Genomic DNA, 21,382 nt, shown 5'->3' with positions numbered 1-21,382 from the left:
CCCACGCCCGATCTGGATACGGGCGTCCCGGCGGCCGGGGTCAGCCCAGCAGCCGGCGCGCCCACGCGTGCGCCGAGGCATCGGTGAGGCTGGCCACCTGGTCGACGATCACGCGCAGGCGCTGGGCGTCGTCCGCCGCGGCCCGGAAGTCGGTGGCGAACTCCGGCTCCAGCTCGCCCTCGCCCTTGAGTCGCAGGTGGGCCACGAGCCCGTGCAGCAGGTCGCGCTGCTGCGCGAGGTCGCGCACGCGCGGGTCGGCCCGCATCACGTGGTGCGCCGCCAGTGACTTGAGCACGTTGATCTCGTCGAGGGTGTCGCGCGGCACCTCGAGCTCGCCCTCGTAGCGCACGAGCGGACCGGTCCCCCATCGCTCCACGGTGGCCTCGTACGCGGCGCCGGCGAACCGACCGATGAGGGCGCTGGTCAGGCTCTTGAGGACCGCCTGGGACGACCGGTCGGCCGTGAACGCCGACGCCGGCCACTCGGGCAGTGCCCGCAGCCGCTCCAGCGCCGCGTCGAGCCGGTCGTCGGTGGCGCTCGCGTCGTACCAGTCACGCGCCACGCGCCAGGAGCCCGGCGTGTCGAGGTCGCCGACGAGGCTGAACCAGTTCCCGACGACCCCGTCCTCCACGTCGTGGACCGAGTAGGCGATGTCGTCCGACAGGTCCATGACCTGCGCCTCCATCGTCAGCCGGCCCTTCATGTCCAGCCACTCGAACACGCGCAGGTCGTCCTCGTAGACGCCGAACTTCGGGGTGTCCCGCTCGCCGCGACGCCACGGGTACTTCACGCACGAAGACAACGTCGCGCGGGCCAGGTTGAGGCCCACGCTGCGGCCCCTGGCGTCGAAGGTCTTGGCCTCGAGGCGCGACAGGATCCGCAGCGTCTGGGCGTTGCCCTCGAAGCCCCCGATCGACGCGGCGACCTCGTTGAGCGCCGTCTCGCCGTTGTGCCCGAACGGCGGGTGCCCGAGGTCGTGCGACAGCGCGGCGGAGTCGACGATCTCGGGGCCGCAGCCCAGGCTCTTTCCCAGCTCGCGGGCGACCTGGGCGACCTCGAGCGAGTGGGTCAGCCGGTTGCGGACGAAGTCGTCGGTGCCGGCGCCCATCACCTGGGTCTTGCCGGCCAGGCGCCGCAGTGCGGAGGAGTGCAGGATCCGGGCACGGTCGCGCTCGAACGAGGTGCGTCCCGAGCGCTTCGCCGGCTCGGGCACGACCCGCTCGCGCGCCTCGCTCCCGTACCGGTCCACGCGGTCACCCTAGCGAGCCGCGCGCATCCCGGGGCTCACCAGCGACCGTTGCGAGGCCGCGGCTGGCACGTGGGGCACAGGTAGGACGAGCGGTTCATGAACGGCTCACGCACGATGAGGTCGCCGCAGCGGTCGCAGGGCCGGCCCTCCTGGCCGTAGGCGTTCAGCGAGCGGTCGAAGTAGCCGCTCTGCCCGTTGACGTTCACGTACAGCGCGTCGAACGACGTGCCGCCCTGCTCGAGCGCCAGCGTCATCACGTCGCGCACGTGCCCGATGAGCTCGGTGGCCTCGGCGATCCGCAGCCCCTTCGTGTTGCGCGCGTAGTGCAGGCGGGTGCGCCACAGCGCCTCGTCGGCGTAGATGTTGCCCACCCCAGAGACCAGGCCCTGGTCGAGCAGGGCGCGCTTCACGCCGGTCTGGCGGCGGCGCAGGCGGGCGACGAACGCCGCGTCGTCGAACGCGGGATCCAGCGGGTCGAGCGCGATGTGGGCGATCTCGGTGGGCGGATCGGTCTCGCTGACCGACATGCCCCCGAAGATCCGCTGGTCGGCGAAGCGCAGCTGACGTCCGTCGTCCAGGTCGAAGGTGATGCGCAGGTGACGCGGCGGCGGGGCGTCGGGATCGGAGATGAGGGCCTGACCGCTCATCCCGAGGTGGGTCAGGATGCTGGAGCCGTCGTCGAGCGCCAGCCACAGGTACTTGCCGCGGCGGTGGGCCGACTCGACCCGGCGGGAGACGAGGCGGGCGACGAAGTCGGGGGGGCCGGGGCCGTGCCGGCGCACCGAACGCGAGTCGAGCACCTCCACCGCGGTGATCGTGCGCCCGACCACGTGGTCGTCCAGGCCGCGCCGGACGACCTCGACCTCAGGAAGCTCGGGCACCGTCGGGGCTCGGGGCTGGGGCGGCCGCGGCGGCACGCTCGCTGATGGCACGCCACGCGATCTCGGCGACCATCTGCTCGGCGTCCTTCTTGGATCGGCCGGTGCCGCCGTCGAAGCGCTCGGCGCCCAGCACGACGGAGGCGGTGAACGTCTTGTCGTGATCGGGGCCGGTGCCCTCGAGGACGTAGGCGGGCACGCCGAGTCCGTGCAGCGCCGAGATCTCCTGCAGCGAGGTCTTCCAGTCGAGGCCGGCACCCATCTGGGCGGCGTCGGCGATCACCGGGTCGAAGATCGCGTGGATGACGTCGGCGGCGCGCTCGATGCCGAACTCGACGAAGACCGCGCCGAGCACGGCCTCCATGGCGTCGGAGAGGATCGAGGGCTTGTTCCGGCCGCCCGAGGCCTCCTCGCCACGACCGAGACGCAGGTGGTCGCCGAGGCCGAGGGTGCGCGCGACCTCCGCCAGGGCCTTCGCGCTGACGACCGCCGCGCGCAGCTTCGCCAGCTGGCCCTCGGGCAGGTCGGGGTGGCCACGGAACAGGGTCTCGGTGACCACGAGGCCGAGCACCGAGTCGCCGAGGAACTCCAGGCGCTCGTTGTTCGGGATCTGGCCGTTCTCGTAGGAGTACGACCGGTGAGTCAGGGCATGCGTGAGGAGCTCGGGGTCCAGATCAGGGACCCCGAGCGTCTCACTCAGTGCCGCGAGCTCGGGCACGTCGTGCAGGTCAGAGGACCTGACGACGCTCACCGCGCGCGCCGTACTGGCCGCACTCGGCGCAGGCACGGTGGGAAATCACCCTGCCGTTGCATGCCGGGTTCGCGCAGTCGACGGTGGCGACAGCCGTCGTCTTCCACGCAGAACGGCGGTGCCGGGTGTTGCTGCGCGACATCTTCCGCTTCGGGACGGCCACGGTTACTCCTCAGGTCGTTCGGTCAGGTGGGTCAGCGCCGACCATCTCGGGTCGATCGCGTCACCGTGTGTGTGGTCGGGATCGTCCGCGAGCCGGGCCCCACACTCGGGGCACAGTCCCGGACAGTCCGGATCACACAACGGGTTGTGCGGCAGTGCGAGCACCACCGCGTCCCGCAGGACGGGCTCGAGGTCAAGGTACTCGTCCTCGAGGGCCAGTTCGTCCTCGCCCGCGTCCTCGTAGAGGTAGAGCTCCTGGAAGTCGCAGTCGAAGTCCTCTTCGACGTCCCTCAAGCAGCGCACACACTCGCCGACGGCGTGGACCGAGGCGGTTCCGGTGGCGAGAACACCGTCCATCACTGCCTCGAGCCGAAGCTCCAGACCGATGGGCGAGCCCTCGGGAACACCGAAGACCGGAAGACCGAGGTCCGCAGGTGCCTCGAGGACGAGATCGTACGACTTCTCCGTACCGGGTCGACGTCCCAACACCTGGGTGTCGAACACGAACGGTCGGGAAGCCACGTCAAACCCCTCATCGAGTGCACCGAAGAACCACGGCCAGCAAACGGGCCAGCGTCAATCCTACCTCGCCGCGCCTCGGGGAGGCGAATCGGTGTCGGTCACCTCCTCATCATGGCGGACCGGCCGGGAGAAGCGACACCGGAAGCGTCGGTCCCGGGTGGGACGCTGGCCCCATGGAGGCCAAGGACGACGACCGGTTCGGGTCGATCCTCCACGCCGACCTCGACGCGTTCTACGCGTCGGTGGAGCAGCGCGACGACCCGTCCCTGCGCGGGCGCCCGGTGATCGTCGGCGGTGGGGTCGTCCTGTCGGGCTCCTACGAGGCCCGGGCGCGGGGCGTGCGCACGGCCATGGGCGGCCGCCAGGCGCTGCGGCTGTGCCCCGAGGCGGTGGTCGTGCCGCCGCGATTCGACGCGTACGTCGCGGCCAGCAAGGCCGTCTTCGCGATCTTCCGCGACACCACTCCCCTCGTCCGCGGGCTGTCGATCGACGAGGCGTTCCTCGACGTCTCCGGGCTGCGCCGGCTACGCGGCCCCGCCCTGCCGATCGCGCGCGAGCTGCGGCGCCGGGTGCAGGACGAGACGGGTCTGCCGATCTCCGTGGGCCTCGCCCGCACTCCCTACCTCGCCAAGGTCGCCAGCACGCTCGCCAAGCCCGACGGGCTGCTCGTCGTACCGGTCGACGGCGAGCTGGAGTTCCTGCACGCACTGCCCGTCGAGCGGCTGTGGGGCGTGGGCGACATCACCGCGGCGAAGCTGCACGCCGCCCGCCTGCGCACGGTGGCGGACGTCGCGCGGCTGACCCCCGGCGAGCTGTCCGCGATCGTCGGACGCGCCGCGGGTCACCACCTTCACGCGCTCGCGAACGGGCACGACGCCCGCCGGGTCGAGCCCGGCCCCTCACGCCGGTCGATCGGAGCGCAGCACGCGCTGGGCCGCGCCTCCTTCGCCGAGGCCGACCTCGCGCTGCTCGCGCTGTGCGACAAGGTCGGGCGCCGCATGCGCCGGGCGGGCCGGACCGCCGCGACAGTCACGATTCGCTTGCGGTTCGGTGACTTCCGTCGCTCCACGTCGTCGCGCACGCTCCCCCGGCCCACCGAGAGCACCTCGGTGATCTCCGAGGTCGCCCGCGCCCTGCTGACGTCGCGCCGTGCCGACATCGAGCGGGACGGCATCACGCTGGTGGGCGTCGCGCTGTCGGGGCTCGACGACCACGGTGCCCAGCTCGTGCTGCCGCTCGACGACGAGGCCGATCCCGTGCTCGACCAGACCCTCGATCGCGTCGCCGCGCGGTTCGGGAACGCCGCCGTCCGGAGAGGGAGTCACCTCGGGCGCGGCTGGGAGCCTCGGTCGCCCGTGCAGTGACGGGTCAGGGGGTCAGTGCCCGAAGGCCGCGTCGAGGGCGTTCATCACGTGCTTGGGCACGAGGCCGTTGACGTCGCCGCCGTGGCGAGCGACCTCCTTGACCAGGCTCGACGCGATGAACGTGTAGTCCGGCGAGGTGGGGATGAAGACCGTGTCGATCCCCGTCAGGTTCCCGTTCATCTGGGCCATCTGGAGCTCGTAGTCGAAGTCCGAGACGGCGCGCAGGCCCTTGACGATGGCCTGGACGTCGTTCTGCGCGCAGTAGTCGACGAGCAGTCCGGCGTAGGAGTCGAGCGTGACGTTCTCCAGCTCGGAGGTCGCCTCCGCGATCAGCTCGATGCGGCGCTCGATCGGGAAGAGCCCCGCCTTGCTCTCGTTCACCAGCACGACCACGACGACCTCGTCGAACAGGAACGAGGCTCGCTCGATGATGTCGAGATGGCCGTTCGTGATGGGGTCGAAGGAGCCGGGGCACACCACGCGCGTCATGTCAGTGACCGTACCAAAGGCGCGTCTCGCCGTAGGACTTGTCCCGCAGCGCGTCGAACCCCTCGGGCCACGTGAACTCGTCGCGGCTCGAGCGCTCGACCACCACGACGGCGTCCTCCACCAGGGAGGGGCGCAGCGCGGCGACGATCGACGCCACCTCCTCGGTGGGCACGGCGTACGGAGGATCGAGGAACACGAGGTCCCACGGGCCGCTGTTCGCAGCCACGTAGCGCTGGGCCGTGACGCGGTGCACGCGCGCCGACGCGCCCAGCTCGGTGACGTTGCGCTGGATCGTGCGCGCGGCGCGCGCGTCGGACTCGACGAGGTCGGCGTGCGCGGCCCCGCGCGAGACGCACTCGAGCCCGAGCGCCCCCGAGCCGGCGAACAGGTCGAGGACCCGGAGTCCGTCGAAGCCGCCCAGCAGCGAGTTCAGGGAGGCGAACACCGACTCGCGCACGCGGTCGGAGGTGGGGCGGGTGCCGTCGCCCGGGGGCGTCGTGATGCGGCGGCCTCCCCACCGCCCGGCGATGATCCGCGTCATGCCACCAACCCACCGATCCGTCGCTGGAGCCCGCTCATGCCCGCTCCAGGTAGTCAGCGCGCTCGGACTCCTCGAGCCGGCGGATCGACGCCTCGAGGTCGGGCGGCACGTCGCCCGACGCCAGCGCGGCCACGGCGGCGTCGCGCGCGTCGGCGATGACCTGTTCGTCGCGCACGACCGACAGCAGCCGCAGGCTCGACCGGACACCGGACTGACGCGCACCCAGCACGTCGCCCTCGCGACGGAGCTCGACGTCGAGCTTCGAGAGCTCGAAGCCGTCGGTGCTGGCGGCCACGGCGGCGAGGCGCTCGCGGGCCGGGGTGCCGGCGGGCGACCCCGTGACCAGCAGGCACAGCCCCGGCTCGGAGCCACGGCCCACCCGGCCACGCAGCTGGTGCAGCTGCGAGACGCCGAAGCGGTCGGCGTCCATCACGATCATCATCGTGGCGTTGGGGACGTCGACGCCCACCTCGACCACGGTCGTGGCGACGAGGACGTCGACGTCGCCCGCGGCGAAGGCCGACATCACCGCGTCCTTCTCGTCGGCGGCCATGCGCCCGTGCAGGCGGCCGACCCGCAGGCCGGCGAGGGGCCCCTGCTCGAGCGCCTCCGCCAGCCCGACGAGGCCGACCGTGGGCCGCTTCTGCTCCTCGTCGTCGTCCTCGGGCGGCTCGACGTCGTCCTCCGCGACGGCCTCGCCGATCCGCGACACCACGACGTAGGCCTGGCGCCCGCGCGCGACCTCCTCGTGCACCCGCTGCCACGCGCGCTCGAGCCACGTGGGCTGCTCCGCCACGGGCACGACGTTGCTCTGGATCGGCTGGCGGCCCGCGGGCAGCTCGCGCAGCGTGGAGACCTCGAGGTCGCCGAACACGGTCATCGCGATCGTGCGCGGGATGGGCGTGGCGGTCATGACGAGGACGTGGGGGCTCACGCCGTCGGCCGCGGCCGCCCGGTCGGACAGCGCCGAGCGCTGCTCGACGCCGAAGCGGTGCTGCTCGTCGATCACCACGAGCCCGAGGTCGGCGAACTTCACCGTCTCCTCCAGCAGCGCGTGGGTGCCCACGACGATCCCGGCCTCGCCCGACACGATGTCGAGCAGTGCCTGCTGACGGGCCTTCGCCCCCATCGAGCCGGTGAGCAGGCGCACGCGCGTCGCCTCGTCGGCGCCGCCGAGCATGCCGCCCTTCGCGAGGTCGCCGAGCATCCGCTCGATGCTGCGGTGGTGCTGGGTGGCCAGCACCTCGGTGGGCGCCAGCAGCGCGGCCTGTCCCCCGGAGTCGACGACCTGGAGCATGGCGAGCAGGGCGACGATCGTCTTGCCCGAGCCGACCTCACCCTGCAGGAGCCGGTGCATCGGGTGCGTGTCGGCCAGGTCCTGGTCGATCTCGCCCGCCACCTGCGCCTGGCCCGCCGTGAGCTGGAACGGCAGTCGCTGCTCGAACGCCACCCGGATCCCGTCGCCGCGACCGGGCCGCGCGAGGGCACGCCGCTGCTGCGAGTCGGTGCGGCGGCGCGCGAAGACCGCCTGGACCTCGAAGGCCTCCTCGAAGCGCAGCCGGGTCTGGGCGAACACCCAGTCGGCGCGCTTGCGCGGGCGGTGGATGTACTCGTAGGCCGTGGGGGCGTCGAGCAGGCCGCGCTCGCTGCGGACCTGCTCGGGGATCGGCTGGGGGAAGACGTCGACGACGTCGAGCGCCACCGGGCCGGCTCGCTCGACGTCCCACGTGGTGAGCCCCCCGCCCGGGGGATAGATCGGCAGCGCGCCGCCGCCGCGACCGAGGTCGGCGAGGGTCTTGCCCTCGGGCAGCTCGCGCATGTGGGGCGACGCCAGCTGCAGCCGTCCCTGGTAGACCGAGACCTCGCCCGACAGCAGCTGCTGGCTGCCGACGGGCGTCTTGGAGACGACGTACTGGTTGAAGAACACCGCCTCCATCGTGGCCCGCCCGTCCGACAGGGTCACCACGACGCGGAACTTGCGCGGGTTGCTGCGGAACGAGAGCTTCTTGACGTCCAGCACCGTGGCGACGAACGCGACGACCTGGCCCTCCTCGAGCTCGTTGAACGAGTCCGGGTGCTCCAGGTCGATGTACCGGCGCGGAAAGTGGCGCAGCAGGTCGCCGACTGTGCGGTGGCCGAACGCCTTCTCCAGCTTCTTGGCCGAGTCCCCCACCACCTTGGACAGGCGGGTGTCGAAGTCGATCGCGGTCATTCCACCGCCAGGAAGAGCGGGTAGGTGCCCTGGTCGCCGTCGATCGTCTCGACGTCGACGTGCGGCGCCTCCTGCTGGACCCGCGCGGCGATCCGCTCGCTCGTGGCGGGGTCGCAGTCGCGTCCGGTGACGAGGGTGACCATCTCGGCGGTCGCGAGATCGAGGCGCTGCAGCACCTCGAACGCGACGTCCACCTCCGAGGACCCGATGATCGCGAAGTCGCCGTTGACCACGCCGAGCACGTCACCGGCCGAGCACGGGCCCGCCATCGTGATGCCGTCCTCGACGGCGATCGTGACGGCGCCGTGCCGCGTGGCGCCCGCGGCGTTCGACATCGCCACGACCACCACGTCGAAGGGACGGCCCGGATCGTGGACCGCGAGGGCGGTGAGCGCCTGGACCTGCACGGTGGTGGGCAGCACGGCGACCCGGGCGCGGGCGTCACGTGCCGCGGATGCGGCCGCCTCGAACATCGCGATGTGACCGGCGCGGTTGGGCAGGAGGATCACCTCGTCGGCGCCGCTGTCGGCGATGGCGCCCGCGACCTGGGCGACCGTAAGGGACGAGCCGGGCGAGAAGTGCAGCGCGGTGCCGCCCGCCCGCTCGGTGAGCTCGGCCAGGCCGGGACCGGTGACCGCGCTGATGATCACGCGGCCGCCCGCCGGCGCGACGGGACGGGCGATCTGCTCGGCGAAGTGCGTGACGGAGATGCGGAACGGCGAGCCGGCCGCGATGCCGGCCTCGATCGCCGCGCCCACGTCGTCGACGTGCACGTGCACGTTCCACAGCCCCTCGCCGCCGATCACGACCAGCGAGTCACCGAGCGGCTCGAGCGCGTCGCGGAGTCCGGGGATCCGGTCGTCGGCGGTGCGCAGCAGGTACATCACCTCGTACGAGGGCCCGTCCTCGCCGAGGTCGGACCCGGGCTCAGCGATCGGCACCGGGACGGTGGCGGACCGCGGTGTGGGCGCGCGGCCGGTGAGCGCGAAGGCGACGGAGTCGAGCACGACCACGAGCGCGCGACCGCCGGCGTCGACGACCCCCGCCCGCGCGAGTCTCTCGAACTGCGTGGGCGTGAGCGCGAGCGCCTCGCGAGCCGCCCCGGCGGCCACGTCGAGCACGCGTCGGGGGTCGTCCTCCGTGGACGCGGCCGCGCGCGCCGCTCGCGCCGCCGACGCCGCCACCGTGAGGATCGTGCCCTCCTGCGGGCGGCCCACCGCGGCGTAGGCGGCGGTGGAGGCGGCCTCGGGCGCGTCGGCGATGTCGTGGGAGCTGAGTCCGTCGAGGCACTCGCGCAGGACGCGCAGGCTGCCGAGCACCAGCTCGGCCAGGATCGTGCCGCAGTTGCCCCTCGCCCCGATCAGCAGGCCCTCGGCGAAGGCGCGCATGACGTCGACCGACGACCGCTCGGCCGGCAGCGCGTCGATGGCCTCGACCCCGGAGACGAAGGTGAAGTAGGCGTTCGTGCCGGTGTCGCTGTCGGGGACCGGGAAGACGTTCATGGCGTCGATCTCGTCCCGCGCGACGGCCAGCATCTCGGTGCACAGCCGGGCCCACGCGTCGAAGCGCTCGGTGTCGATACGCAGGGCCATGGGTCGAGACTATCGGGCCGACGCCGGACTCGATTCGCGCTGGTCGTGTCGCGTCAGGTATGCTCGAGAGGTTGTATTTTTCCCCCGAACGAGTTCAGGAGTGGTCGCCGTGGCAGCCGTCTGCGATGTGTGCGGCAAGGGACCGGGCTTCGGCCACAACGTGTCCCACTCGCACCGACGCACCAAGCGTCGTTTCGATCCGAACATCCAGCGCGTCCGCGCCGTCGTCGAGGGCACCCCGAAGCGGCTCAACGTCTGCACCGGTTGCCTGAAGGCCGGCAAGGTCTCGCGCTGAGACGCTCAGATCTTTCGTGAACAACGGCGGCCCTCGGGCCGCCGTTGTTCGTTTCTGCCCGGCCCTCGCGCATCGTCGGCGCCGCACCCCGCGTCGGTCTATCCTCGCGGAGTGACCCGAATCCACGCCTTCACCGACGACGTCCTCGCCGATCACGACGCCGTCGCCGTGGCCCAGCTCATCGCCTCGGGCGAAGCCAGCCGCACCGAGGTCCTCGAGGCCGCCCTCGCCCGCATCGACCGGGTGAATCCGGTCCTCAACGGGATCAGCCACGACGACCGGGCCCGGGCCACGATCCGCGCCGAGGACGTCTCCGGCGACGGAGGGCCCCTCGCCGGCGTGCCGAGCCTCATCAAGAACAACACCGACTACAAGGGCCTGCCCACCCAGCAGGGCTCCGCGGCGGTGCCGCCCGAGCCGGCGGAGTCGCACGAGGAGTTCACCGAGCAGTTCCTCTCCACCGGCGTCACCGTCCTCGGCGCCACCACCCTCCCGGCCTTCGGGCTGACCGCCTCCACCGAGTTCGTCGACCGTGAGCCGACCCGCAACCCGTGGAACCCGGCCTACTCCTCCGGCGCCTCGTCGGGTGGCTCGGCGGCCCTCGTCGCCGCGGGCGCCGTGCCGATCGCCCACGGCAACGACGGCGGCGGCTCCATCCGGATCCCCGCCGCGGCGTGCGGCCTCGTGGGCCTCAAGACCACGCGCAACCGCCTGGCCCCGGCCAAGGAGATGAAGGACGCCCCGCTCGACATCGTGGCGAACGGCGTCCTCACGCGCAGCGTGCGCGACACCGCCGTGTTCCTGGCCGCCGCCGAGAGGTACCGCCCGGTCCCCCGCCTTCCGCGGGTCGGCCTGGTCGAGGGTCCCTCGGCGCGCCGGCTTCGGGTCGGCCTCGTGACCGAGACGCTCAACGGTGTGCCGCTCGACGCCGACAGCACGCGCGAGCTCCGCCGTGTCGCCGAGCTCGTCGCCTCCCTGGGGCACGTGGTCGTCGAGATGCCGATCCCCGTGGACGCGGCCTTCGAGCGCCACTTCGTCCAGTACTGGCGCACGATCGCCTTCTCCCTGGACTACGCCGGCCGATTCGTCGTCTCCCGCGACTTCGACCGCAGCAAGGTCGATCCGTTCACCCGTGGCCTGGCCCAGGCATTCCTCCGCAGCTTCTGGCGCACCCCGGGCGCGATCAGGGCGCTCAAGCGGTCGGCGCGGTCGTACAGCGAGATCTTCGCGGACTGGGACGTCGTCCTGAGCCCCACGCTCGGACACACCACGCCCGAGCTGGGCTGGCTCGACCCGGGCGTCGAGTTCACGGAGGCGTTCGACCGCCTGCGCACCTACGTGGCGTACACACCGCTCAACAACGCCTCGGGCGGCCCGGCGATCAGCCTGCCGTTGGGTCGTACCTCGAACGACCTGCCGCTGGGCCTGCACTTCTCGGCCGACCACGGCGACGAGCGCACGCTGCTCGAGCTCGCCTTCGAGCTGGAGGCGGCGTCGCCGTTCGCACGGATCCAGGACTGACGCCTCAGGTCACCCCTCGGCTTCAAGCACTCAGGTCCAGTGCTTGTGGCCGGTGCCGCCCTCGTACGGGGCGCCGGCCACGGTGACGCCCTCCCCTGCGCCGACCGTGCCGATCTTCGTCCAGCCGTCGGGCAGGGTCGCCCCGGCCGCGAAGGTGGCGGCCAGCGCGTAGTCGTCGCCGCCCGTCAGCACGAACGTGAGCGGGTCGACGCCGCCGAGCGCTCCCGCCACCGTCTGCACGGCGTCGAGGATCGTGAAGGCGTCGGGGTCGAGGTCGATGGCGACCTTGCTCGCGCGCGCCACGTGGCCGAGGTCGGCCAGCAGCCCGTCGCTGATGTCGATCATCGAGGTCGCACCGGCGGCGGCGGCCGCGGGACCCGCCGCGTACGGCGGGTGGGGTGCGCGGTGCTCGTCGACGGCCGCCTTGGGCGACCGGAAGCCGCGGCTCAGCGCGCCGTACCCGGCCGAGGCGAGCCCGAGGGTGCCGGCGTAGGCGACCTGATCGCCGGGCTTCGCGCCCGCACGGGTGACGGGACGCTCGGCATCGCCGAGGGCCGTGATCGACAGGATCACCTGCTCAGCGGCCGACATGTCGCCGCCGACGATCTTGGCGCCGACCTTGTCGCACTCCTCGACCATCCCCTTGACGAGGTCGGCGACCCAGGAGACGGGCAGGTCGCCCGGTGCCGCGAAGGCGACCAGCAGGGCCGTGGCCACGCCGCCCATGGCGTTGATGTCGGAGAGGTTCGCGGCGACGGCCTTGCGCCCGATGTCGGCGGCGGTGGACCAGTCGCGGCGGAAGTGGCGGCCCTCGACGAGGATGTCGGTCGCCGTCACGTAGGTGCCGTCCGCCGTGGCGATGTGCGCGGCGTCGTCCCCCGGACCCACCAGCACGTAGTCGCTGGTGCCGAGTCGCCCCCTGACGAGGTCGATCAGCCCGAACTCGCCCAGTTCCGCAATCGTCTGCTCGCTCACAGGGTCATTGTCTCAGCCGACCGCGTCGGACCGAGGCGACTGCGATAGCGTGTCCCGGGCCGAAAGAAAGCAGGTTCCCCGATGGCCGTTCACGCCTACATCCTCGTTCAGACCGAGGTCGGCAAGGCCGCCGACGTCGCCGCCGCGATCGCCCAGATCGAGGGGGTCGCGCTGTCGGAGGACGTCACCGGTCCCTACGACGTCATCGTGCGGGCCGAGGGCCCCTCGGTCGACGAGCTCGGCACCTTGGTGGTCTCGCAGATCCAGCGCGTGCCGGGCATCACCCGCACGCTGACCTGCCCCGTCGTGCGGATCTGATCCCTCGCGGACCTGAGTCCGCGAGGGTCAGTCGACCTCGGTGACGACCGACTGGATCTCGCCGACCTCGAGGTTCTGCGGGGCCGAGGTTCGGTCGATCGGGGCCGGTAGGTCGATCGTGCCGGCGGGCGTCGTGATGCGAACGTCGTACGCGACCGACACGGACACGTCGAACGCACCCGAACGGGCGTACGCGTGCTCGACCGCGCCAGACTGGCCGACCGAGGCGCCCTCGATGCCGACACCGCTGCCCGAGCGACCGTCGCCGAACGACCAGGACACCGTGCCCGGGGTGAACTCCACCGGGATCTGGAGGCCGAGGATGTCGACCGTGACGGCGGTGGCCTGCGCCTCCGCGGCGAAGTTCGTCGGGATGTTGACGTAGGACCGCTCGGCCGGCTCGATCACGAACGTGGGCGTCGGCGCGAGAGCCAGGGCTCGTTCCATGATGTCCTCGGTGGTGATCGTCGGGGGCTGGCTCTCGTCGGGGTCGTCCGAGCCGCGACAGGCGACGCCCCCTCGGGAGAACTGCTCGTCGATGGCGAGGTTGTCGGCGCCCATCCGGCGTTCGAAGGCCCAGTACCGGAAATCTCCTTCGGGGCACCCTGAGGAGAAGCCCGTGCACGCGACGTCGGCGATCGTCTCGTAGTCATCCACGCCCCGACCGGTGGCGGTCACGGAGTTGATGCTGCAGTAGGGAACGTAGACGCGCTGCGTCCACGGCACGGGCACGCTGATGGCGCCACCACCGCCGCCTCCCCCATTGCCCGGGTTGCCCTGCTCGCCGCCCTCGGAGCCGCAGACGTCGACGCCGCCGGAGCCGGCCTCACCGCCCCATCCACCGGGGCAGTCGTCGGCCGCCGCGGGCGCAGCGGTGGACAGTTGGAGCGCTGCCACCAGGCCTGCGAGCAGGACCGTGGCGGACAGGAGCGCACCGACGCGGCGCGCGAACGAGGTCAGCCCAGCTGGTAGCGCAGCAGCACCCATTGGTCGTCCTTCCACTGAAGATCGGCCGTGAAGGGCAGTGCCTTGGCCGCGTCGATTCTCGTCGTCTTCTTCTCGCCGTCGGTGGTGACCACGGACTTGCCCGCCGGCACGTCCATGGCCAGTTTCACCTGGTAGAAGACATCGTCGTTGATCACGGGCTTCTCGGCCAACTCGTAGGTGACCGGGCCCGACAGGATCGACTGCTTGTTGATCTTGCCGTTGTCGTGGTTGTCGGCCCACTCACGGCAGGTCTCGCAGGCGCCGAGCTCGGCGATCTCGGTCAGGGCGGGCACGTCCGAGGTGGCCATCATGTAGAAGACCGTGTCGGCGGCGAACTCGGCGAACGCCAGCGCGCCGGCCTCGGACTGCTCGTCCGCGGGTCGCTGCGGCTTGACGTCGGCGGACCACGCCGCCTCCGTGGTGGGCGCGGAGGTCGTGGCCGAGGCACTGGGCTTCGGGTCCGCGGGGTCGCTGTCGTCACTGCCGCACGCGGCGGTCAGGCCGAGCGTCAGCACGAGGGCAGCACCGGCGAGGGTCTGGCGCATGGAACTCCTTCGGCACGAACCGAGACGCCCGGCCCCACGAGGGAGCCGGGCGTCGAGGTCAGGTCAGCGAGGCGACTGAAGGGGCGTCAGCACGGGGTGCTGATCGGCTTCCTTCGCGCCCTCGGCGAACTTGTTGTGCTGGAAGGCGACGTCGGTTCCGGCGTTCGAGAACGCCTGGCACAGCTGCGTCAGCGCCTGCTTGAACTGGATCCAGGCCTCGTTGAACTCCTTGGCGCCGGTGGACTGCCACTCCTCATTCGCCTGGTTCAGGGACGAGTCCACGTTGGTGATCATCGTGTCCGTTTCCTGCATCGACTTGTTGAGCGTGTTGTACAGCGCGTAGAGATCTTCGATCCGAGCTTGCACCATGGGTTTGTCTCCTTCGTGAGTTCGTCCCCCGATTTATTCGAACGCAGGGACCAGGATGCTGGCCACGAGCGTATCGGACAGTTCGCCCGATGGCAGCCCTACCCGACCATTGGCCATAGCCCGTTGTGACCACGTCGGGCTGACGGCGTCGGCGATCGGCGCTACGCTGGGCCACGCCGAAGCAACCATCGCCGGGGGAAACGATGACACCTGAAGACACCGAGGACAAGACCGAGCCGAACCTGTTCCGCAACACGCTGCAGTCGGCGAAGACGACCGTGACGACGTGCGGGAACAACGTCTACTCCGGTTACGGGTCACCGCTCGACGCGATCGCGAACCCGCTCGCCAACGGCGGCTGGGTCTGCACCGAGGCCGACTCCTGGATCGCCGAGCTCAAGGAGCAGTGCACCGGCATCCCCGAGGCCTTCGACGACGCCGTCTCCACGATCCAGGCCCGCATCGGCTCCGAGCCCGACAAGGTGCCCGAGAACGACTGGCGCGGCAACAACTGGCCCCGCCAGTGGCGCATGCAGAGCATGTACTGAGAGGCCCTCATGACCACCGTCACGATCAAGATCGACGAGATCGGCGCGGCGATCACCGCGATGCAGGACCTCTCCACGGAGGTCCAGTCGCAGGCCGCCGTCGCGCGATCCGCCTCACCCATCGGCCTGCCGAGCCTGTCGGACAGCTCCCTGGGCAAGAAGACCCGTTGGCTCGACGACCACCTCGAGGACCTCACCACCCGGCGTGACCTGGCGATCCTGCTCGACCGCGAGGGCACCGGCTCGGCCACCTACTCGGTCACCAGCGACACGCTCTCCAGCGTCAAGGAGATGCTCGGCCAGGAGCTCGCCTCGGCGGCTGCCGACATCGATGCCAACTCCGAGGAGGAGGACCTCGACCACATCGCCGGCCTGCTGGAGACGTGGAACGAGGATCCCGACGTCATGGCGGCGATGTTCACCGAGCTCGGGCCCGACGGCACCGTCGGCTTCATGGCGAACATCTCCTCGGCGATGGGCTATGGCGGCGTCGCCGACCCCGAGAAGTACACCTCGCTGGCCGAGGAGTTCCGCACCGGCCTGTCCACCGCCTCCAACGCGCCCGGCTTCCCCGCCGAGTCGTTCGGCGAGGAGATCGTGCGGTACAGCTGCGCTCCCCTGCTCACCGACGAGGAGCAGCAGGCCTTCTCCGAGGAGTTCGGCATGGGGATGAACGGCGCCAACATCCTCACGTACCTCATGCAGGACACCACCTACGACGACGACTTCCTGCTCGGTGCGGCGCGCACGCTCGACGGGTTCGAGCGCATGGCGCAGGACGGCCCGCTCACCGCGCAGGACTGGTACAACCACAACGGTCACGGTCCGCTGCCGACGAAGGACGAGTACGACGGCTGGTACGACGACCCGATGGCCGCGATCATGCACAACTTCGGGGAGAACCCCGAGGCCGGCCTGACCTTCTTCACCGAGCCCACCGAGGACGGCTGGAACCGCCAGACCTACTACTTCAACGACCGCGAGTGGAAGGCCGACGGCTACGGCGGCATCTCGCACGCCGTCGAGGGCATCGGCACCTCCGAGGCCAACCTCACGAGCGATCCCGAGGCCACCACGGGCCTGGTCTCGCGCTTCCTCGACCAGGTGGCGAACAGCGACGGCTTCAACCCCGAGGACGCCAAGGCCGCGTCGCCGCACATCGCCGACCTGCTGAAGTTCTACATGCCGGCGGTCGACACCGCGCTGCGCTTCCCGAACGAGGACGGCGACGGCGGCTCCAAGAGCCTCACGATCGACAACCTGGGCACGTTCGAGCACTACCCGATCCTGTTCAGCGACGACCTCGACTCGCTCATGCAGGTGGCGATGGGCACGCCCGACGGCATGCAGAGCATCGCCGAGGGCACGGGCGCCTACCAGCAGACCCAGGTCAACAACATCGCCGCGGCGCTCGAGGCCAACCCCGACGATCCCGACCTGCGCATGCAGCTGCGCGACGTGCTCCAGCGCTCGGCCGCTCTGCAGGGCTTCGCCGAGTACTCCGTGGGCCAGGTCGAGATCGAGGGCGCCGAGAGCCGCGACGCCCAGCGCCAGGCGTTCATCGACCTCGTCGGCGACGCCGCGGGCATGGTCCCGCTGCCCGGGGCCGACGTCGTCGGCGACTGGGGCAGCAAGCTGATCGACTTCGGCTACAGCCAGGCGGTCGACCTGGGCAAGGACGCCGGCGGCGACGCCTTCACCTCCGAGGGCGCGGCTGCCACGGACAACGCCAACGACCGTGCCGCGGCCGGCACGAACCGGGTCAAGATCCAGGCCTACCTCGCGCTGGTCGAGTCCGGGGTCATCCCCCGCGACGAGGTGCCCGACAGCTTCTTCGAGAACGGGCGGCTCATCAACGCCGGCGACATCCCGGCCGACGAGATGTCCAGCTACGCCCAGTCCGCGATGTCGGGCGTCAGCTCCTACGCGTCGAACAACGACCTCGAGGGCCCCTACCGGGACGAGTTCCTCGAGTACTACGGGCCGGCGGGCGAGTGACGGTGCGACGACTGCTGATCGGCGCCGTCGCGGCCGCCGCCCTCCTGGCGGGCTGCGCCGACGAGGAGCCCGAGGGCGGCACCGACCGCGACGACGTGCCTGCCACGCTGCTCCAGCGCGAGGACCTGCCGGAGGTCGAGAAGGTCTCCACCGACGACCGGTCGGTGCTCACGAAGACCAACTGCGCGGCGATGGAGGGCGAGTACAACCTCACCATCACCGACTCCGACGACGTCAGCGCCCTCTACGTCCTCGCCGACGGCGACCAGGTCAGGTCGTCGCTGCAGGGACCCGCGCAGAACCAGACCACGATCGATCGCACGATCGACCAGGTCGACACGGCCATCACCGAGTGCCTGACCGCGGAGATCCCGAGCGGGAGCTTCGAGCGCATCGAGGGCCTGCCGCACGGCGCCATCGGGTTCCGCACGGTCCAGGACACGTCCGAGGGCCCGCAGACCACCGAGCGCGTCTACGCCCCGGCCGACGACGACACGGCCGTCGTGGTCACCGTCGACCACGTCGGTGAGGGCGAGCCGTCGGTCACGGCGGCCGAGCTGCTGCCGCAGGCCGTGCAGCGCGCCCAGGGCTGAGTCAGGCAGGACTCAGTCAGGCCTTCGCCACCTGGGCGAACTCCTCGGCTGCGGTGTGAAGCGCGTCGTCGTCCACCGAGGCGTCGAACGTGAAGCGCACCGCGGTCTGGGCGGTCTCGCGGTCGTGGCCCATCGCCGTGAGCACGTGGCTGGGCTCGTCGCTGCCGGCGGCACACGCCGAGCCGCTCGAGGTGACGATTCCCCGCGCGTCGAGATCGACCAGGATCGACTCGCCGCTACGGGGTGACTGGGTGAGGACGAACGACGCGTGACCGGGCAGGCGGTGCTCGCGGTGGCCGGTGAGCTCCGCGCCCGGGACGAGCTCCTCCACCAGCGCGACGAAGCGATCCCGTCGCGCGGCGACCTCCACCGGATCGCCGTGGCCGAGCTCGAGCGCGGTGGCGATGCCGACGGCGGCGGCGACGTCCTCGGTCCCGGAGCGCCGGCCGTCCTGCTGCGCACCGCCGTGCACGAGCGGCTCCCACGCCTGGCGCCGGTCGACCCACAGCACCCCGACGCCCTTGGGCGTGCCGAGCTTGTGCCCGCTGAGGCTCAGGGCGGTGACGCCGAGGGCACGTGCGTCGAGGTCGAGCCAGCCGGCCGCCTGCACCGCGTCGGTGTGGAACGGGACGCCCCGCTCGGCGGCGACGGCCGCCAGTGCGGCGATGGGCTGGACGGTGCCCACCTCGTTGTTCGCGTACTGGATGCTCACGAGGGTGGTGTCGTCGCGCAGGGCCGCGCCGAGTTGATCCGGATCGACGAGCCCGTCGGCGTCCACGGGCAACTGCGTGACCTCGAAACCGAGCCGGCCGAGCCAGGCGGCGGACTCGAGCACTGCCGGGTGCTCCACGGCGCTGACCACGACGTGACGTCCGCGCGGGTCGGCCAGGGCGATGCCCTTGATGGCCGAGTTGTCGGACTCCGTGCCGCCGCTGCAGAACGTGACCTCACCGGACCGGGCCCCGAGCACCGAGGCCACGCGACGGCGCGCGTCGTCGAGAGCCCGGCGCGCGGTGGCCCCGACCTCGTGGTGACTGGCCGGGTTGCCGAAATCGCGGGTCAGGAACGGCCACATCGCCTCCAGCACCTCGCGGCGCACCGGCGACGTGGCGGCGTGGTCGAGGTAGATCACGAGAGCCGCACGTCCAGGCCGAGATCGAGGTTGCTGACCGAATGCGTCAGCGCCCCGACGCTGATTACGTCGACGCCCGTCTTCGCGATCTCCGCGATCGTGCTGAGGTCGACACCGCCCGAGGCCTCGACGAGAGCCCGACCCGCCACCAGCTCCACCCCGGCGCGCAGGTCGTCGAGCGCGAAGTTGTCGAGCATGATCGTGTCCACTCCCCCGGCCAGCACCGGCTCGATCTGGTCGATCCGGTCGACCTCGACCTCGAGGTGGGTGGTGTGCGGCAGCTTCTCACGGGCCGCGCGGATGGCGGCCGTGACGTCGTCGACGAGCGCCAGGTGGTTGTCCTTGGCCATGACGGCGTCCGACAGGCTGAAGCGGTGGTTGTGGCCGCCGCCGCACCGCACGGCGTGGCGCTCGAGCGCGCGCAGGCCCGGCGTGGTCTTGCGGGTGTCGACCACCCGCACTCCGGGTCCCGCAGTCTCCACATAGGCGGCGGTGAGCGTGGCGATGCCACACATCCGCTGCACGAGGTTCAGCGCAATGCGCTCGCCGCGCAGCACGGCGCGCGCGTTGCCGCGCACCGTGGCGAGGCGGTCGCCGGCGGCGAAGCGGGCACCGTCCCGGAGGTGGAGCGTGACCTCGACCCGGGGGTCGAGGGCGGTCATCGCGACCTCGACGACCTCCCCGCCGGCGAAGACGCCCGGCTCGCGGGCCACGAGGTCGGCGGTGGCGGTGGCATCGCGCGGGACGAAGACCTCGGAGGTGAGGTCGCCGTGCGGGGCGTCCTCGTCGAGGGCGGCCTCGACGACGCGCAGGATCTGGCGGCGCTCAAGCATGGCGCACCGCCACGAGCGTGGAGTGGCGCGCCTCAACGGGGTGCGTCTCGGGGAAGTCGCGGCGGAAGTGCCCGCCGCGCGACTCCTCGCGGGCCAGGGCGCTGGCGACCACCGCCCGGGCCACCCACCACAGGTTCGCGTCCTCTGCGGACTTGGCGTCGATCGGTGCCGGCGGCGCCCAGGCGGCCAGCACCGCGGCCGCGTCCTCGAGACCGGCACGGTCGCGCGACAGGCCCGCGGAGTCCCACATGAGCTGCTGCAGGTCGGTGCGGCCGAACGCCTCGTCACCCGGTTCGACATCGAGCGCGATCGGCTCGGCCCAGTCACTGTCGAAGTCCGCCAGCGCCTCGGCGCGTCCGAGGATCGCCTCGCTCACGCGACTGCCGTAGACGGCGCCCTCGAGCAGCGAGTTCGACGCCAGCCGGTTGGCGCCGTGCAGTCCGCTGCACGCGACCTCGCCCACGGCATACAGGCCGGGGACGCTGGTGCGGCCCCAGACGTCGGTGCGCACGCCGCCCATAACGTAGTGCGCCGCGGGCGTGACCTCGATCGGGTCGCGCGACCAGTCGAGGCCCTGCGACCGCACGACGGCGTCGATCGTCGGGAAGCGCTCGGCCAGGAACCGGGCGCCCAGCCGCGTGGCGTCGAGACGAACCGGGGCCCCGCGCTGACGCTGCATCTGCTCGGCGATCCCCCGGGCCACCACGTCGCGCGGTGCCAGCTCGGCGTCGGGGTGCACGTCGGTCATGAGCCGGTGGCCCGCGGCGTCGACGAGGACCGCGCCCTCGCCGCGCACCGCCTCGGACACCAGGTGGTTGCCCGGGGTGGCCAGCGACGTGGGGTGGAACTGGTGGAACTCGAGGTCGGCGACGACGGCACCCGCCCGGAGCGCGATGGCGACACCGTCGGCGGTCGCGACGGCGGGGTTGGTGGTGCACGGGAACAGCTGTCCCGCGCCTCCGGTGGCCAGGACCACGGCGTCGGCGGACAGGACCTCGCCGCCGAGGAGGCGCACGCCGGTGGCCCGGTCCGACTCGACCACGACGTCGACGACCGTGGTGTTCTCTCGGACGGCGACCGGCGAGTCGGCGAGCCGGGCGATGAGGGCGGAGGCGATCGCCGCACCGGTGGCGTCGCCGCCGGAGTGCAGGATCCGCTCGTGGGAGTGCGCGGCCTCCAGCCCGAGGGCCAGCTTCCCACCGGCGCGGTCGAACGGCACACCGCGCCGGATGAGCGCGGCCACCGCGGAGGGCCCGTCGGCGCACAGCACCTCCACCGCGTCCTCCTCGCACAGGCCGGCTCCGGCGACGAGCGTGTCGGCCACGTGCGACGCGAGGGTGTCCTCGGCCGAGGTCACCACCGCCACGCCGCCCTGGGCGACGGCGGTGTTGGACTGGTCGAGCCGGGCCTTGGCCACGAGCGTCACCTCGACGCCCGAACGGGAGACGAGCTCGAGCGCCGTGGTCAGTCCCGCGACGCCGCTGCCCACGACGACGACGTGCGTCATG

Annotated in this window: 23 protein-coding genes; 7 read left to right on the top strand and 16 right to left on the bottom strand. The window is 71.7% G+C overall.

The window, feature by feature from the left end:
• Positions 1–40: 40 nt before the first annotated feature.
• From H1W00_RS15060 to H1W00_RS15040, 5 genes are read right to left on the bottom strand one after another with little or no spacing between them, the layout of a single operon-like run.
• Positions 41–1,249 (bottom strand): deoxyguanosinetriphosphate triphosphohydrolase, encoded by a 1,209-nt coding sequence (locus tag H1W00_RS15060; protein WP_181756627.1) that lies wholly within the window; start codon positions 1,247–1,249, stop codon positions 41–43.
• 35 nt (positions 1,250–1,284) lie between these two features.
• The gene (mutM, locus tag H1W00_RS15055; RefSeq protein ID WP_181756626.1) at positions 1,285–2,130 is read right to left on the bottom strand and encodes a bifunctional DNA-formamidopyrimidine glycosylase/DNA-(apurinic or apyrimidinic site) lyase; all 846 of its coding nucleotides are present in this window, start codon (positions 2,128–2,130) and stop codon (positions 1,285–1,287) included.
• Positions 2,114–2,878 carry a ribonuclease III gene (rnc, locus tag H1W00_RS15050; RefSeq protein WP_338072921.1) on the bottom strand — a complete coding sequence of 255 codons (765 nt, stop codon included), beginning with the start codon at positions 2,876–2,878 and terminating at the stop codon, positions 2,114–2,116. The genes mutM and rnc overlap by 17 nt, the downstream gene beginning before the upstream one ends.
• Positions 2,856–3,041 (bottom strand): 50S ribosomal protein L32, encoded by a 186-nt coding sequence (rpmF, locus tag H1W00_RS15045; protein WP_181756625.1) that lies wholly within the window; start codon positions 3,039–3,041, stop codon positions 2,856–2,858. The genes rnc and rpmF overlap by 23 nt, the downstream gene beginning before the upstream one ends.
• A 2-nt stretch (positions 3,042–3,043) precedes the next feature.
• On the bottom strand, positions 3,044–3,562 hold the full coding sequence (locus H1W00_RS15040) for a YceD family protein (RefSeq protein WP_286929072.1): 519 nt from the start codon (positions 3,560–3,562) through the stop codon (positions 3,044–3,046).
• Between the two features lie 173 nt (positions 3,563–3,735).
• Here H1W00_RS15040 and dinB point away from each other — a divergent pair, with 173 nt between their 5' ends.
• Positions 3,736–4,926, top strand: a complete 1,191-nt coding sequence (dinB, locus tag H1W00_RS15035) for a DNA polymerase IV (protein ID WP_181756624.1) — start codon at positions 3,736–3,738, stop codon at positions 4,924–4,926.
• A gap of 12 nt (positions 4,927–4,938) precedes the next feature.
• On the opposite strand, the gene coaD is transcribed toward dinB, so the two are convergent.
• From coaD to H1W00_RS15015, 4 genes are read right to left on the bottom strand one after another with little or no spacing between them, the layout of a single operon-like run.
• The gene (gene coaD, locus H1W00_RS15030; protein WP_181756623.1) at positions 4,939–5,415 is read right to left on the bottom strand and encodes a pantetheine-phosphate adenylyltransferase; all 477 of its coding nucleotides are present in this window, start codon (positions 5,413–5,415) and stop codon (positions 4,939–4,941) included.
• A gap of 1 nt (position 5,416) precedes the next feature.
• Positions 5,417–5,956, bottom strand: coding sequence for a 16S rRNA (guanine(966)-N(2))-methyltransferase RsmD (rsmD, locus tag H1W00_RS15025; RefSeq protein ID WP_181756622.1), 540 nt, complete (start codon positions 5,954–5,956; stop codon positions 5,417–5,419).
• A 34-nt stretch (positions 5,957–5,990) separates the two neighbouring features.
• A complete protein-coding gene (locus H1W00_RS15020; RefSeq protein ID WP_181756621.1) occupies positions 5,991–8,168 on the bottom strand; it encodes an ATP-dependent DNA helicase RecG in 2,178 nt (725 codons plus the stop codon).
• The gene (locus tag H1W00_RS15015) at positions 8,165–9,760 is read right to left on the bottom strand and encodes a DAK2 domain-containing protein (protein ID WP_181756620.1); all 1,596 of its coding nucleotides are present in this window, start codon (positions 9,758–9,760) and stop codon (positions 8,165–8,167) included. Before H1W00_RS15015 ends, H1W00_RS15020 begins: the two co-directional genes overlap by 4 nt.
• 109 nt (positions 9,761–9,869) lie before the next feature.
• Here H1W00_RS15015 and rpmB point away from each other — a divergent pair, with 109 nt between their 5' ends.
• The gene (rpmB, locus tag H1W00_RS16660) at positions 9,870–10,055 is read left to right on the top strand and encodes a 50S ribosomal protein L28 (RefSeq protein WP_078701430.1); all 186 of its coding nucleotides are present in this window, start codon (positions 9,870–9,872) and stop codon (positions 10,053–10,055) included.
• A gap of 111 nt (positions 10,056–10,166) precedes the next feature.
• Entirely contained in the window at positions 10,167–11,576 is a 1,410-nt protein-coding gene (locus H1W00_RS15005) for an amidase (protein WP_181756619.1), read from the top strand.
• Positions 11,577–11,606: 30 nt separating this feature from the next.
• Here the strand turns inward: H1W00_RS15005 and H1W00_RS15000 are convergent, their stop codons facing one another.
• Entirely contained in the window at positions 11,607–12,551 is a 945-nt protein-coding gene (locus H1W00_RS15000; RefSeq protein ID WP_181756618.1) for a thiamine-phosphate kinase, read from the bottom strand.
• An 81-nt stretch (positions 12,552–12,632) separates the two neighbouring features.
• On the opposite strand from H1W00_RS15000, the gene H1W00_RS14995 reads away from it, so the two are divergent.
• Positions 12,633–12,869, top strand: coding sequence for an Lrp/AsnC ligand binding domain-containing protein (locus H1W00_RS14995; RefSeq protein WP_181756617.1), 237 nt, complete (start codon positions 12,633–12,635; stop codon positions 12,867–12,869).
• Positions 12,870–12,896: 27 nt separating this feature from the next.
• Here the strand turns inward: H1W00_RS14995 and H1W00_RS14990 are convergent, their stop codons facing one another.
• The 3 genes from H1W00_RS14990 to H1W00_RS14980 form a co-directional block, all read right to left on the bottom strand.
• Complete coding sequence (locus tag H1W00_RS14990) at positions 12,897–13,856, bottom strand: hypothetical protein (protein ID WP_181756616.1); 960 nt, start codon at positions 13,854–13,856, stop codon at positions 12,897–12,899.
• Positions 13,826–14,401: a DUF6318 family protein gene (locus tag H1W00_RS14985; protein ID WP_181756615.1), complete on the bottom strand. Its 576-nt coding sequence runs from the start codon at positions 14,399–14,401 to the stop codon at positions 13,826–13,828. The genes H1W00_RS14990 and H1W00_RS14985 overlap by 31 nt, the downstream gene beginning before the upstream one ends.
• Positions 14,402–14,464: 63 nt before the next feature.
• A complete protein-coding gene (locus H1W00_RS14980) occupies positions 14,465–14,770 on the bottom strand; it encodes a WXG100 family type VII secretion target (protein ID WP_181756614.1) in 306 nt (101 codons plus the stop codon).
• Between the two features lie 203 nt (positions 14,771–14,973).
• Here H1W00_RS14980 and H1W00_RS14975 point away from each other — a divergent pair, with 203 nt between their 5' ends.
• Genes H1W00_RS14975 through H1W00_RS14965 form a run of 3 tightly spaced genes read left to right on the top strand, consistent with a single transcriptional unit; the run spans position 14,974 to position 17,909 of the window.
• The gene (locus H1W00_RS14975) at positions 14,974–15,318 is read left to right on the top strand and encodes a hypothetical protein (RefSeq protein ID WP_181756613.1); all 345 of its coding nucleotides are present in this window, start codon (positions 14,974–14,976) and stop codon (positions 15,316–15,318) included.
• A 9-nt stretch (positions 15,319–15,327) separates the two neighbouring features.
• A complete protein-coding gene (locus H1W00_RS14970) occupies positions 15,328–17,316 on the top strand; it encodes a DUF6571 family protein (protein WP_181756612.1) in 1,989 nt (662 codons plus the stop codon).
• Between the two features lie 2 nt (positions 17,317–17,318).
• Positions 17,319–17,909 (top strand): hypothetical protein, encoded by a 591-nt coding sequence (locus H1W00_RS14965; RefSeq protein ID WP_181756611.1) that lies wholly within the window; start codon positions 17,319–17,321, stop codon positions 17,907–17,909.
• A 16-nt stretch (positions 17,910–17,925) separates the two neighbouring features.
• Here the strand turns inward: H1W00_RS14965 and H1W00_RS14960 are convergent, their stop codons facing one another.
• Genes H1W00_RS14960 through nadB form a run of 3 tightly spaced genes read right to left on the bottom strand, consistent with a single transcriptional unit; the run spans position 17,926 to position 21,381 of the window.
• Complete coding sequence (locus tag H1W00_RS14960) at positions 17,926–19,041, bottom strand: aminotransferase class V-fold PLP-dependent enzyme (RefSeq protein ID WP_181756610.1); 1,116 nt, start codon at positions 19,039–19,041, stop codon at positions 17,926–17,928.
• Entirely contained in the window at positions 19,038–19,874 is an 837-nt protein-coding gene (gene nadC / locus H1W00_RS14955) for a carboxylating nicotinate-nucleotide diphosphorylase (RefSeq protein WP_181756609.1), read from the bottom strand. Before nadC ends, H1W00_RS14960 begins: the two co-directional genes overlap by 4 nt.
• Positions 19,867–21,381, bottom strand: coding sequence for an L-aspartate oxidase (gene nadB, locus H1W00_RS14950; protein WP_181756608.1), 1,515 nt, complete (start codon positions 21,379–21,381; stop codon positions 19,867–19,869). Before nadB ends, nadC begins: the two co-directional genes overlap by 8 nt.
• Position 21,382: the final 1 nt, after the last annotated feature.

The organism is Aeromicrobium phoceense, assembly GCF_013868155.1.
Classification (GTDB): domain Bacteria; phylum Actinomycetota; class Actinomycetes; order Propionibacteriales; family Nocardioidaceae; genus Aeromicrobium; species Aeromicrobium phoceense.
Note: the sequence above shows the minus strand (reverse complement) of the source record. Positions and strands in the feature narration are given on the sequence as shown.

Excerpts from the sequence above, each read along its gene's own strand:
- H1W00_RS14990 (WP_181756616.1), bottom strand. The coding sequence starts at position 13,856 with ATGGGTGCTGCTGCGCTACCAGCTGGGCTGACCTCGTTCGCGCGCCGC.
- H1W00_RS14975 (WP_181756613.1), top strand. The coding sequence starts at position 14,974 with ATGACACCTGAAGACACCGAGGACAAGACCGAGCCGAACCTGTTCCGC.
- rsmD (WP_181756622.1), bottom strand. The coding sequence starts at position 5,956 with ATGACGCGGATCATCGCCGGGCGGTGGGGAGGCCGCCGCATCACGACG.
- H1W00_RS14985 (WP_181756615.1), bottom strand. The coding sequence starts at position 14,401 with ATGCGCCAGACCCTCGCCGGTGCTGCCCTCGTGCTGACGCTCGGCCTG.
- dinB (WP_181756624.1), top strand. The coding sequence starts at position 3,736 with ATGGAGGCCAAGGACGACGACCGGTTCGGGTCGATCCTCCACGCCGAC.
- nadC (WP_181756609.1), bottom strand. The coding sequence starts at position 19,874 with ATGCTTGAGCGCCGCCAGATCCTGCGCGTCGTCGAGGCCGCCCTCGAC.
- H1W00_RS14970 (WP_181756612.1), top strand. The coding sequence starts at position 15,328 with ATGACCACCGTCACGATCAAGATCGACGAGATCGGCGCGGCGATCACC.
- H1W00_RS14995 (WP_181756617.1), top strand. The coding sequence starts at position 12,633 with ATGGCCGTTCACGCCTACATCCTCGTTCAGACCGAGGTCGGCAAGGCC.
- H1W00_RS15015 (WP_181756620.1), bottom strand. The coding sequence starts at position 9,760 with ATGGCCCTGCGTATCGACACCGAGCGCTTCGACGCGTGGGCCCGGCTG.
- nadB (WP_181756608.1), bottom strand. The coding sequence starts at position 21,381 with ATGACGCACGTCGTCGTCGTGGGCAGCGGCGTCGCGGGACTGACCACG.
- H1W00_RS15020 (WP_181756621.1), bottom strand. The coding sequence starts at position 8,168 with ATGACCGCGATCGACTTCGACACCCGCCTGTCCAAGGTGGTGGGGGAC.
- coaD (WP_181756623.1), bottom strand. The coding sequence starts at position 5,415 with ATGACGCGCGTGGTGTGCCCCGGCTCCTTCGACCCCATCACGAACGGC.
- H1W00_RS14980 (WP_181756614.1), bottom strand. The coding sequence starts at position 14,770 with ATGGTGCAAGCTCGGATCGAAGATCTCTACGCGCTGTACAACACGCTC.